The organism is bacterium (genome assembly GCA_016124905.1).
GTDB lineage: Bacteria > Pseudomonadota > Alphaproteobacteria > Rickettsiales > RI-342 > RI-342.
The window spans coordinates 1-11092 of the sequence record WGMV01000042.1; the positions used below are offsets into that span (position 1 = coordinate 1).

General features: G+C 57.8%; 12 protein-coding genes. 8 read left to right on the forward strand and 4 right to left on the reverse strand.

The window, feature by feature from the left end; all coding sequences use genetic code 11:
- Positions 1-278: 278 nt before the first annotated feature.
- Positions 279-662 carry a hypothetical protein gene (locus GC177_10315; protein MBI1276344.1) on the forward strand — a complete coding sequence of 128 codons (384 nt, stop codon included), beginning with the start codon at positions 279-281 and terminating at the stop codon, positions 660-662.
- On the opposite strand, the gene GC177_10320 is transcribed toward GC177_10315, so the two are convergent.
- Positions 659-2023 carry a signal recognition particle protein gene (locus GC177_10320; GenBank protein MBI1276345.1) on the reverse strand — a complete coding sequence of 455 codons (1365 nt, stop codon included), beginning with the start codon at positions 2021-2023 and terminating at the stop codon, positions 659-661. The genes GC177_10315 and GC177_10320 overlap by 4 nt on opposite strands.
- A 182-nt stretch (positions 2024-2205) precedes the next feature.
- Between GC177_10320 and GC177_10325 the strand changes: the two genes are divergently transcribed.
- Positions 2206-2451 (forward strand): exodeoxyribonuclease VII small subunit, encoded by a 246-nt coding sequence (locus GC177_10325; GenBank protein ID MBI1276346.1) that lies wholly within the window; start codon positions 2206-2208, stop codon positions 2449-2451.
- Positions 2452-2518: 67 nt separating this feature from the next.
- Positions 2519-3412: a polyprenyl synthetase family protein gene (locus GC177_10330; protein ID MBI1276347.1), complete on the forward strand. Its 894-nt coding sequence runs from the start codon at positions 2519-2521 to the stop codon at positions 3410-3412.
- A 108-nt stretch (positions 3413-3520) separates the two neighbouring features.
- Here the strand turns inward: GC177_10330 and GC177_10335 are convergent, their stop codons facing one another.
- Positions 3521-4297: a hypothetical protein gene (locus GC177_10335; GenBank protein ID MBI1276348.1), complete on the reverse strand. Its 777-nt coding sequence runs from the start codon at positions 4295-4297 to the stop codon at positions 3521-3523.
- A gap of 327 nt (positions 4298-4624) precedes the next feature.
- Here GC177_10335 and GC177_10340 point away from each other — a divergent pair, with 327 nt between their 5' ends.
- The 5 genes from GC177_10340 (at position 4625) to GC177_10360 (ending at position 9707) form a co-directional block, all read left to right on the forward strand.
- Positions 4625-5260 carry a hypothetical protein gene (locus GC177_10340; protein MBI1276349.1) on the forward strand — a complete coding sequence of 212 codons (636 nt, stop codon included), beginning with the start codon at positions 4625-4627 and terminating at the stop codon, positions 5258-5260.
- A 66-nt stretch (positions 5261-5326) separates the two neighbouring features.
- Positions 5327-6655 (forward strand): bifunctional folylpolyglutamate synthase/dihydrofolate synthase, encoded by a 1329-nt coding sequence (locus tag GC177_10345; GenBank protein ID MBI1276350.1) that lies wholly within the window; start codon positions 5327-5329, stop codon positions 6653-6655.
- A 99-nt stretch (positions 6656-6754) separates the two neighbouring features.
- A complete protein-coding gene (parE, locus tag GC177_10350) occupies positions 6755-8743 on the forward strand; it encodes a DNA topoisomerase IV subunit B (GenBank protein MBI1276351.1) in 1989 nt (662 codons plus the stop codon).
- A 66-nt stretch (positions 8744-8809) separates the two neighbouring features.
- Complete coding sequence (locus GC177_10355) at positions 8810-9451, forward strand: hypothetical protein (protein MBI1276352.1); 642 nt, start codon at positions 8810-8812, stop codon at positions 9449-9451.
- A gap of 1 nt (position 9452) precedes the next feature.
- Positions 9453-9707 carry a hypothetical protein gene (locus tag GC177_10360; protein MBI1276353.1) on the forward strand — a complete coding sequence of 85 codons (255 nt, stop codon included), beginning with the start codon at positions 9453-9455 and terminating at the stop codon, positions 9705-9707.
- 1 nt (position 9708) lies between these two features.
- Here the strand turns inward: GC177_10360 and GC177_10365 are convergent, their stop codons facing one another.
- Both GC177_10365 and GC177_10370 read right to left on the reverse strand, forming a co-directional pair.
- Positions 9709-10425 (reverse strand): alpha/beta fold hydrolase, encoded by a 717-nt coding sequence (locus GC177_10365; protein MBI1276354.1) that lies wholly within the window; start codon positions 10423-10425, stop codon positions 9709-9711.
- Positions 10426-10427: 2 nt separating this feature from the next.
- Positions 10428-10739 carry a hypothetical protein gene (locus tag GC177_10370; GenBank protein MBI1276355.1) on the reverse strand — a complete coding sequence of 104 codons (312 nt, stop codon included), beginning with the start codon at positions 10737-10739 and terminating at the stop codon, positions 10428-10430.
- Positions 10740-11092 lie beyond the last annotated feature (353 nt).

Below are 11092 nucleotides of genomic sequence, written 5' to 3' on the forward strand. Positions count from 1 at the left end.
ACAAGCTGGTGCAGAACAAGGACCCCAAAGGCCGCACCTATTTCTGGGTGGGCGGGGACCGCTGGGACCAGACGGACTGGCGGGGGTGCGACATCGACCAGATCAATAACGGCTATATTTCCGTGACGCCCATCTCAATGGACCTGACGGATTACAAGTGCCTAGAGGCGCTGCGCGAAGGTTTGTGACGCTTGGTTTTTTAGCAGGCGCAACATCCCTTCCATGTTCGGAACAATCTGCTATGCTCTCTGAAAATAAAAGATACAGGGAGTTTTATCATGGGCATCGTGCAGGATGTTGAATTGGCGTTTCTGGAAACGGAAACCCAGCCTCGCTGGGTGTATGTTGACCTGATTAATCGGCCGGAATTAGATGATGTGCAGGCATTATGTGAAAAACTTGCTGCTCAGGGGATTGTGACCGAGTGGAATTTTCGCGATCATTTTCTGCGCTGGTCCATCACCGATGAGGACCAGGCGCAACCGAAGCCATTGATGGGTGGCGACCGTGCAGGAAATGCAGCCTTGGGCAATTTGCTCACCGCGCTTAAAGACGCTGGAGAGCTGCCCGCTCATATGGCTGATTTCGACCAGCATCTTTCGCATCTGGCCGATCTGGCGAAAACGCGGGTTATTCAACCGGAAAAAGGTGCTGCGGCTTAAAACCCGCCACCGCCCAGGTGCCGCTGCATCTGCGACATCTGACGCATCATGCCCTTGGGGCCGAGTTTCTTGAACTGTTTCATCATCATCTGCATCTGCTTGTGCTGTTTCAGCAGGCGGTTGAGGTCCTGCACCGTCAGGCCCGCGCCGGTGGCGATGCGGCGTTTGCGGCTGGCATTGAGCAGGTCGGGGTTGGCGCGTTCCTTCGGCGTCATGGAAAGGATGAGCGCTTCCTGATGGAGGATGGGCTTGTCGTCGCCGGGCATTTTGTCGCCCAGCTGTTCCTTCAGTTTGCCCAGGCCCGGCAGCATACCCATCATGCTGCTGATGCCGCCCATTTTCTTGAGCTGTTTGAGCTGGGCGGCGAAATCGTTGAGGTCGAACTTGCCCTGCTGCATCTTGGCAGCCATTTTCTGGGCTTCTTCCTGGTCGATCACTTCGGCGGCGCGTTCCACGAGCGATACCACATCGCCCATGTCGAGGATGCGTCCGGCGACGCGTTCGGGATGGAAGGGCTCCAGTTCGGTGATTTTCTCCCCCATCCCCATGAACTTGATGGGGCAGCCGGTGACGGAGCGCATGGAAAGCGCCGCGCCGCCGCGCGCATCGCCATCCATGCGGGTGAGGACGAGGCCGCTGAGGGGCACGGCTGCCTTAAAGCTTTCGGCCACGCGCACGGCGTCCTGGCCGGTCATGGCATCGGCCACGAGGAGGATCTCGCGCGGTTTGGCGATTTTTTCGACGGCCTTGAGCTCGTCCATCAACTCTTCATCGATATGCAGACGGCCTGCGGTATCGAGGATGAGGACGTCATAGCCCTTGGTCTTGGCTTCCTTGATGGCGCGGGTGGCGATGGCCTCGGGCTTCTGGCCTTCGACGATCTCCAGACTTTCGACCCCGGCCTTTTCGGCCACACTGGCAAGCTGAAGCTGCGCGGCCGGGCGGTAGACGTCGAGCGAGGCGAGCAGGACCTTTTTGCGCTGCTTGTCCTTCAGCCATTTGGCGAGCTTGCCGGAACTGGTGGTCTTACCGGAGCCCTGAAGGCCGCACATGAGGATGATGGAAGGAGGCGTGTCGACTTCCAGTTCGGCATTTTCGCCGCCGAGCAGCTTGATGAGATGGTCATGGACAATCTTGACGACCATCTGCCCCGGCGTGACGGAGCGGATGACCTCCTGCCCGACAGCCTGGGTGCGGACATCCTCGACGAATTGCTTCACCACCGGCAGGGCGACGTCGGCCTCCAGCAGGGCAATGCGCACCTCACGCATCGCGGCGTTGACGTCTTCCTCCGTCAGCAGGCCCTTGCCCGTCAATTTCTGAAATACGCCGCTTAAGCGTTGAGAAAGATTCTGAAACATCTATTTATACCTAACCTCCGCTACGCGAAGGATTACGCGCCAATAAGGCGCGGGGCCTCAATGGCCCAACTCGCTTCGCTCGCACATAGCGCAACTATAACACTACGTCCTTTGTCTGTTGCATAGAGGCTAGCAATGGAATAATCAAACATACTATTCAAAGAAGCAGGACAGGCCCCCTGATGGCGGAAAAGAAAAACACGGCGGATATCGCCAAATTGAGCTTTGAAGAGGCTTTGCATGAGCTGGAACAGATCGTGCGCAGGCTGGAATCGGGCGAGACATCGCTGGACCAGGCGATCGACGATTATGCCCGCGGCAGTTACCTGAAGGCCCATTGCGAGAAAAAGCTCCAGGATGCCCGCCTTAAGGTGGAGAAAATCATTCACCAGTCCGGTGAAATCGCCACCCAGCCCCTTGATGCCTAAATCATTCAAATAAACGGAAAGCCCCTCTTCTATGAGTAAAACTGGCACGAGCAAAACCGGTATGACGATGGACCCCAAGCTGCGCAAGGCGCTCGACGATATCGCCACCGCCCTGCACGATAAAATGGGTAAATTGCTGCCCGCGCCGGAAAACGGGGAAGGAAGGGTGATCGAGGCCATGCGCTATTCCGCCCTGTCCGGCGGCAAGCGTTTGCGCCCCTTCATCGCCATCACCACCGCCAAGATGTTTGGCGTGGGGCTGGATTCCGCATTGCAGGTGGGTTCGGCCATCGAGTTCGTCCACACCTATTCGCTGGTGCATGACGATTTGCCGTCCATGGATGATGACGACACGCGCCGCGGCCAGCCGAGCTGCCATATCATGTTCGACGAGGCCACCGCGCTGCTGGCCGGTGACGGGCTGCTGACCCTGGCCTTCGAGACGCTGGCCGACGAATCCACCCATGTGGACCCCAAGGTGCGGCTGGAGCTGGTTTACGCGCTTTCGCAGGCTGCCGGGTGCCTCGGCATGGTGGGCGGGCAGATGATGGATTTGCTGGCCGAAGAGCGCGACGATATGTCCATTCCGGAAATCATCCGCCTTCAACGCATGAAAACGGGCCGGTTGTTCGGGTTTGCCTGCGAGGCGGGCGCCATCCTCGGCAAGGCCAGCCAGCCGATGCGCCATGCGCTGTCGCGCTATGCCAACGACCTCGGCCTCGCTTTCCAGATGACGGACGATCTGCTCGACGTGGAAGGCAATGCCAAGGAGATGGGCAAAGCCGCACGTAAGGATAAAACGCAGGGCAAGGCTACACTGGTGGGTGCCATCGGCATTGAACGGGCACGCGAACAGGCCTTCATCCTGGCCGATCAGGCCAAGAATCATCTGCGCAGCTTTGACGAGCGCGCGGATCTGCTGCGCATGCTGGCGGATTATGTGGTGAATCGTAAATCCTAGTAACGCTATTATTTACGGTCACGCTGCCCGACCATGGCTACGCGAAGGGTTACGCCCCTATTAGCAGGCGGGGCCTCAATGGTTGAATCGCGTTGATCGCTCTATATTTTATGGGATTGCTTGATCTTTGGCGGGCATGGCATTTCTCCGCTTGCAGGAAGAGAGCAAAATGCCCGTAATCATCATGCCCAGCAGCACCGCAGATGAGGTAAAGCGGCTTAAATCAAGCCCGCCTGCATCAACAGGCTTGGTGAGGATGTCCCCCAGCGTTGCGCCAAGGGGACGGGTGATGACAAAAGCCAGCCAGAAAAGCGCGGTGCGGGAAAGGCGCGTGGTGTAATAGAGCATGGCTATGACGGCCAGTATGGCCAGAAACAGTGCCGCCCCGCCACTATAGCCGAAGCGAGGGTCATTGGCCAGCCAGTCGCCCAGCGCGGTGCCTAAGGTGTTAGAAGATAAAATGGTACACCAGTAAAACAGCTCCCCCCGCCAGTCCCTGATTTTGTGAATGGATATGGAGCCACAGGCCCGCTTCCATACTGCAATCAGCGCCAGCAATATAATGAAGAGTAGTAACACGCCGCCTTCGTAGCCGAAGCCGAGGCTTCTATCCATAAAATCGGCAAGGGTGGTGCCGACGGTGGTGGTGGTAACAATGACCGTCCAATAGGTAAACGGATGATAGTGGGCCGAGCGCATTTGCACCAGCAGCGCAACGGAAAAGAACAAGGCAAAAATTACGGTGCTGACCGCGTAACCAAGATCAAGCGACATGGAAAACGCGTCGCCCCCCGTTTCTCCCAACGTGGTTGCCGCAATTTTGATGATCCAGAAGGCAAGCGTCACCTGCGGGATTTTGCCGGCATGTTTGGAAAGTTTTTCAATCATGCCGGTATCCTAGGCCAGCCTATGGTCCACTGCCAACTTTAATATCCAGGGTGCAGGCCCTCACTGTGGATATATCTTTACCGCATTATTATTCACAAAAATCCGCGTGCGGGCCGGTGTTGTTAACTCTGCGGCATGAATTTAGATTGTTTCTAAGCTGAGACAAGCCGCAGATTGTGCATTGCAGCAACAAGTGTATGGAAAATTTGGTAAAATCGCGCAAAACCCAGAGTTTTCCTAGGTTTTTTAACCATTCCATCGCCGTTTCGTCACAAATAGTTCACCATTGTGATTTAAGCGCGTTCTGTTAGGAAGACCCGCATTATGATACCACAACCCACTGAACTCAGCATCGGCGCGGCGACCAAGGCTTTAAGCCGCCTTCTCGCCAATGCCTCCCTGCTCAAATATTTCTACGGCTACCAGCTCGAATATATCCAGGGCGAGCGGGGCGCATTGCCGCGCCTTTATATCAGCCATACGCAACCGGCGGCGGCCAGCCTGCTTTCCGTTTTCTTCTCTGACAATATCGGCCTGGGCAACCGGCAGAGCGTGGTGGAGCGCAGCGAGCCGACGCGTTATGGCATCGAACTGCCCTTTTCCCTGGTGGAGGAAAACACCAAGGCGCTGAAATTCATCGCCACGCAGGCGGATGCCTACAGCCAGGTGCTGCGCATGCTGCGCGAATGCCCGGATGTGATCCATGCCGAGCTGTCCAATAACCGTCTGGTGATTCACGCGCGCACCAATGCGGCCGAGGAGTTGCTGAATCTCGACGCCATGTCCGTGCTGGACGGCCCGCATAACGAGCAGGTCTCCAACCTGTTCCGCACGCTGGCCATTTCGCCGGAGCCGCTGATGTGGCAATTGCCGAACCTCTATGAGATCATCTCCCATCTGGTGCAGGTGCGCCATCAGATGCCGAGCCGGGCTGGATTGCCTTCTCTGGCTTCTCTGTAGAACCTCGACGCTCGCGCACGCTCACGGCTGCTTCAGTTTCCTTGAATAAGCTGCTATAGGGCGGCCATGCGCCCACATCCCAATGCCGCCATTCAGCATCTGCTTGACGAGATGACCGTGCTCGGCCCCGCAGGCATTGAGCTGTCGCTCGGGCGGATGGAGGCGTTGCTGGAGGCGCTGGGCAATCCGCACCATCATCTGCCGCCGGTGATTCATGTAGCGGGGACCAATGGCAAAGGCTCGGTGGTGGCCTATCTGCGGGCCATGGGCGAAGCGGCGGGGCTGCGCGTGCATAGCTACACATCACCCGAGCTGGTGCGGTTCAATGAACGCATGATGCTGAACGGCGTGGAAGTGCATGACGATACCCTGCTGCCCGCCATGCAGCGCGTGCGGGATGCGTTGATGAAGCATCCGGCCACGATTTTTGAAAGCACCACGGCGGTGGCGTTTTTATTGTATGCGGAGCATCCGGCCGATTTTCTGCTGCTGGAAGTGGGCATGGGCGGCAGGCTGGATGCGACCAATATGGTGGCAAGGCCGATGCTTTCGGTCATCACGCCGGTGTCGATGGACCATGTGGAATTTCTGGGTGACAGCCTGGATGCCATTGCGCGGGAAAAAGCGGGCATCCTGAAACCCGGCGTGCCCGCCGTCATCGGCATGCAGGAGCCGGAGGCGATAGGCGCCATTACGGATGAAGCCATGCAGCACCCCTGCCCGCTTTTTCGTCATGGACAGGAATGGCGTGTGGAGGTTCGGGATGAGCAGGCGCATTATCAGTCCGCCAGCATGGCACTGGCCTATCCGGCACCGGCGCTGGCAGGGCCGCATCAATGGCTGAATGCGGGCATGGCGATTGCCTGCGCCGACCAGTTGCGCCGACATGGCGATGCACGGTTTCACTGGAATGAATCCATCATCCTGAAAGGGCTGGTCACGGCGCGGCATAAGGCACGTATGCAGCGGCTGACGCATCCGGCGTTGCTCCCAATGCTGCCGGAAGGGAGCGAGGTTTGGCTGGATGGCGGGCATAATGCCTCCGCCGGGGCGGCTATCGCGCAACAGCTTGCGCGATGGCGGGCGGAGGGCAAGCCCGTTATGCTGCTTACCGGGATGATGAAGGACAAGGATATGCAGGGGTTTCTGGTCCCGCTTGCACCTTACGTGGCGCAGGCCATGCTGGTCGGGATGCCGGAAAACCCCCGCGCGGCCAAGCCGGAAAGCCTGCTGGATGCAGCCAAAGGACTAAATATGCCCGCCGAAACGGCGCCGGATTGGCTTTCGGGATTCAAAAAACTGGCAAAAACACTCAAAAACCCTTGCAAACTGCTGATTTGCGGCTCACTGGCCCTTGCGGGGGAGGTTTTGTGCGATTATGATAATGCCTCTTGATTTGCTTCCGGCGGCGTCGTGCTTGATGCCGCCATGAAGCGAGCTCAAGGCTGAGGCGCGACGTGCTGTCGCGCTTACCCATACGGAATAAGGACACCCATGAGCGATCTGTTCGCCAAACCCGGCAATCCAAGCAACAGCAACGATTATTCGGCCAAGGATATCGAAGTCCTTGAGGGGCTGGAGCCGGTGCGCAAGCGGCCGGGCATGTATATCGGCGGGTCGGACGAGACGGCGATGCACCATCTGGTGAACGAGGTGTTCGATAACTCCATGGATGAAGCCGTGGCCGGGTTTGCCACGCGCATTGAGATTGAGCTGGATGAGAACGACCTGGTGACGATCCGGGATAACGGGCGGGGTATTCCGATCGATCCTCACCCGAAGTTTCCGAAGAAATCAGCACTGGAAGTGATTTTGACCATGCTGCATTCGGGCGGGAAGTTCAGCCAGAAGGCATATGAGACCTCCGGCGGTTTGCACGGGGTAGGTATTTCCGTCGTCAACGCGCTGGCCTCCATGCTGGAAGTGGAAGTGGCGCGCGACAAGGTGCTGTGGCGTCAGCAATATAGCCGCGGGCATGCCACCACCAAGCTGGAACAGGTGGGCGCGGTTTCCAACCGTCGCGGCACCACGGTGCGCTTTCAGCCTGACCAGGAGATTTTTGGCAATAAATCCCACTTCCGCCCGGCGAAGCTTTACAAGCTGGCCAATGCGAAAGCTTACCTGTTCAAAGGGGTGGAGATTCGCTGGAAGTGCGCGCCGTCGCTGCTGGAAGAAGGCAGCGAAGTTCCGGCCGAGGCGGTCATCCATTACCCTAACGGGTTGAATGATTACCTGACGGCCGAGCTGGGCGCGCGCGCGACCGTGACGCCGGAAAGCTTTGCCGGTGAAGCCGAACTGGCTGAGAAATCCGGCCGTGTGGAATGGGCCATCACCTGGCCGGTGGATGAGGAGCCTTCCTCGCATAGTTTCTGTAACACGATTCCGACGCCCGAGGGCGGCACGCATGAACAGGGTTTTCGTGCGGCCATCCTGAAGGGCTTGCGTTCCTACGCCGAGCTGGCGGGCAACAAGAAGGCATCGACCATCATGGCCGAAGATGTGCTAGATGGGGCCTGCATGGTGCTTTCCGTGTTCGTGAAGGACCCGCAATTTCAAGGCCAGACGAAAAACAAGCTGGTGAGCCAGCATGTGACGCGCCTGGTGGAGAACGCGCTGCGCGACCGCTTTGAGCATTGGCTGGCGGGCAATAAGGAACTGGCCACCGCGCTGCTGGATTACGTGCTGCTGCGTGTGGAAGAGCGGCTGAACCGCAAGAAGGATAAAGAGGTCAAGCGAGTCACCGTCACGCAAAAACTGCGCCTGCCGGGCAAGCTGGCGGATTGCACGCGGAGCATTCCGCAGGGGACGGAACTGTTCATCGTGGAGGGCGACTCCGCAGGTGGTTCCGCCAAGCAGGCACGCGACCGCGAAACGCAGGCCGTGCTGCCCTTGCGCGGCAAAATCCTGAACGTGGCCAGCGCCACCAACGACAAGGTGCGTGCCAGCCAGGCATTGAACGACCTGCTGATGGCGATGGGCTGCGGCACAGGTAAGCATTACCGCAAGGAAGATCTGCGCTACGAGAAAATCGTCATCATGACCGATGCCGATGTGGACGGGGCACATATCGCCTCGCTGCTCATCACCTTCTTTTTCCGCGAGACGCAGCAGATGATCCGCGACGGGCATCTCTACCTCGCGCAGCCGCCGCTCTACCGCATTTCCACCGGGCAGTTCACGCGTTATGCCTCCACCGAGCAAGAGCGCGATAAGCTGGTGGCGGAGCTCGGCAAGAAATACAAAAACCTTGAGATCGGCCGTTTCAAAGGTCTGGGTGAGATGACGCCCGCGCAGTTGAAGGAAACCACCATGCAGCCCGGCAAGCGCACCATGCATCGTGTCATCATTAACAGCGATACGCAGGAACTGGCGACCCAGCGCGTGGAAGAGCTGATGGGCAAGGACCCGGAGCTGCGTTTCAAGTTCATCCAGCATGAGACGGCGCTGCTGGGAGACAAGGTCAGCGAAATGGTGGATGTATAACGCAGAATTTAAGCAATTTTAAGTTATTTTCTATAGGCTTAAAGTGATGTTTTTTCTGTATCTCATATGACCATCAAACTCACCGGCAAAGGTTTCGTTTCTCCTGAAAGCCCGGACATGCTCCGGGAGAATCAATATTATGCAGGCATGCCGGATGACGGCGTAAGCGCCACGGCGGTGCACCTCACCATGTGTTATGCCCTAGCCTATCAGGACCCGCATAACCGCCTGCTGGCGCATGTGGCGCCCGGTCTTCATCCCGAAATTCAGCAGGATATTCAGAGCCAGGTTCCGGCCGAGGACATCGCGCAGGCCGTAGTGGTGCTCACCACCCTTAACCCGGCTTATGGCATGATGGTGCCAAGGGTAAGGCAGCAGTTCATCGATATCGGCGTAAAGCCGGAAAATATCCATGTGTTCGATGAATTCGGCCGTCAGGTGACAACAGATGCCGAGCGGAATATTTATTATGACGGCATTCAGGAAGACGATGCCAACATGCCTTCCCAGCGCAGACTTTTCAACCTGCGTTTCAGCGAAGGGCGGCTCAGCATAAACAATGATACGGGCACATCGCCCTATCCGGAAAAATTCCGGGATATGTATATATTCCCCGAAGGGCGCGATACCAGCCCGCCGGACCAGGCACCGGGCAACCCCGGCTCGTCGCCCACACCACACGGGAAACCGCCTGAGATAGAGCTTTAGCATGGGCTCATGGGTCAGCAAAGTCACCGCGCGCGCGAACCTGATTTATGAGTGGCATTGCCCTTTTCCCGATGGGCGGACGGGTTATTATTTCATTCAGGTCTTCCCGCATAAGGAAATGCCGTTCATCCGGCTGTGCGAATCCGGCGAGCCGTTTGATTTAAGCCAATATGGCATCATCCTGGCGAAAGGCTGGGGTGCGCCAACACCGACAACCATGCGGATGTTGAAAGAAAAATACGGTGTGGAAAGCTAGGCTATAGTTTTTGCAGAAATTGCCGCATCCATGTACCGGTCTCATCCGGCAATTCCAACGGCGGCAGGTGGCCGCAGATGTTCAGCAGGTGAAATTCCGAACCGGGAATGAGGGCGGCCATTTTCTCGCTGCAGGCGGGCGGGGTGCGCTGGTCGGTATCGCCAACGATAATGAGCGTGGGGCACGTGATCTGCGGAAGAATATCCGTCTGGTCGCGACGGTTCATCACGGCGGTTTCCTGGCGGATGAATGCCTCTAAACCGATATCCTCGGCCATGTCGAGCACCACCTGGGTGATGGAGGTATCCTCCACGCGCGAGGGGTGGATGAGGGTTGGCATCAGGCGTGGGGTGACGCCCTTGAACTTGCCCATTTTCGCCAGTTTGATGAGGCCTTCGCGCGTGCGGGTCTGTTCGCTGTTGTCGGCGAAGGCGCTGGTGGAAATCAGCATGATGGCCTTCACCCTGCCCGCCTGATTTATTTCCAGCAACTGTCGCATCACATCCAGCACCACATAACCGCCCATGGATAGGCCGACGAGGACGGCGCCCTCCTGCATCTTCGGGATGAAGTGGGAAGCGCATGCGGGAATGTTATCGGTCTGGCTGACATCGACGGGATGGATGTCCAGCGTGGCTTCCACGAAGGGCAGAATGGGCTTCCACAAACGGTGGTCGCAGAGCATGCCCGGAAAGAAATATGCGGGTGTTTTCGCCATGATCAGTTACGTGGTGTTTCCGGCGTGATCAGCATCAGCTGTTCGGATTCGTCGTAGCCGAATTCTTCCTTCATCTTCCGTCTGGTGTCGTCATCTGGCTCATCGAAGCCGATGGCAAGTATCTCGCCATAATCAGCCGGGTTGAACAGGCCGCCATCCTCTTTCAGAAACAGGGCGAAGCGGCCGAGATGCTCATCATAGATTTTCAGGTAGCAGAAGACCTTGCGGCCTTCCTCGTTCACCGTGCGCATCAGGCAAATGGCGGCTGCCCGGTAGGGAATGCCTTTGGCGGTCAGATCGTCGGTAAGGGCCATGAATGCGCGCGCGTGAAATTGAACGGGTTCAGCTTACGCCAAGCGCTGTCATGCTGCAAGCTGCGATGGATCAGACGCTGAGCGCCGGGTTGCCGCCATTGTCCATGCTATTTATGAAAGCCTGTTTGGCGCTAAGCGTCTGAGCGGCAGCGGTGGTGCGGGCAAGCGCCTTGTCTGCGGCATCGGCAACCTGATCGGCCTTGCCGACGACGAAGCTCTTGGCGTCGTTGAAGGTCTCGCCGGTGTTGATGGCCAGACGGTTGATGCCCTTGAGGCCGCCTTCGGCAATGTTGCGAAGGCTGGTGTTCTCACCCAGCACCTTGTTGAGCGTGGCAAGGCCATAGGCCAGAACC

Excerpts from the sequence above, each read along its gene's own strand:
- GC177_10365 (MBI1276354.1), bottom strand. The coding sequence starts at position 10,425 with ATGGCGAAAACACCCGCATATTTCTTTCCGGGCATGCTCTGCGACCAC.
- parE (MBI1276351.1), top strand. The coding sequence starts at position 6,755 with ATGAGCGATCTGTTCGCCAAACCCGGCAATCCAAGCAACAGCAACGAT.
- GC177_10340 (MBI1276349.1), top strand. The coding sequence starts at position 4,625 with ATGATACCACAACCCACTGAACTCAGCATCGGCGCGGCGACCAAGGCT.
- GC177_10315 (MBI1276344.1), top strand. The coding sequence starts at position 279 with ATGGGCATCGTGCAGGATGTTGAATTGGCGTTTCTGGAAACGGAAACC.
- GC177_10355 (MBI1276352.1), top strand. The coding sequence starts at position 8,810 with ATGACCATCAAACTCACCGGCAAAGGTTTCGTTTCTCCTGAAAGCCCG.
- GC177_10330 (MBI1276347.1), top strand. The coding sequence starts at position 2,519 with ATGGACCCCAAGCTGCGCAAGGCGCTCGACGATATCGCCACCGCCCTG.
- GC177_10325 (MBI1276346.1), top strand. The coding sequence starts at position 2,206 with ATGGCGGAAAAGAAAAACACGGCGGATATCGCCAAATTGAGCTTTGAA.
- GC177_10360 (MBI1276353.1), top strand. The coding sequence starts at position 9,453 with ATGGGCTCATGGGTCAGCAAAGTCACCGCGCGCGCGAACCTGATTTAT.
- GC177_10320 (MBI1276345.1), bottom strand. The coding sequence starts at position 2,023 with ATGTTTCAGAATCTTTCTCAACGCTTAAGCGGCGTATTTCAGAAATTG.
- GC177_10345 (MBI1276350.1), top strand. The coding sequence starts at position 5,327 with ATGCGCCCACATCCCAATGCCGCCATTCAGCATCTGCTTGACGAGATG.
- GC177_10370 (MBI1276355.1), bottom strand. The coding sequence starts at position 10,739 with ATGGCCCTTACCGACGATCTGACCGCCAAAGGCATTCCCTACCGGGCA.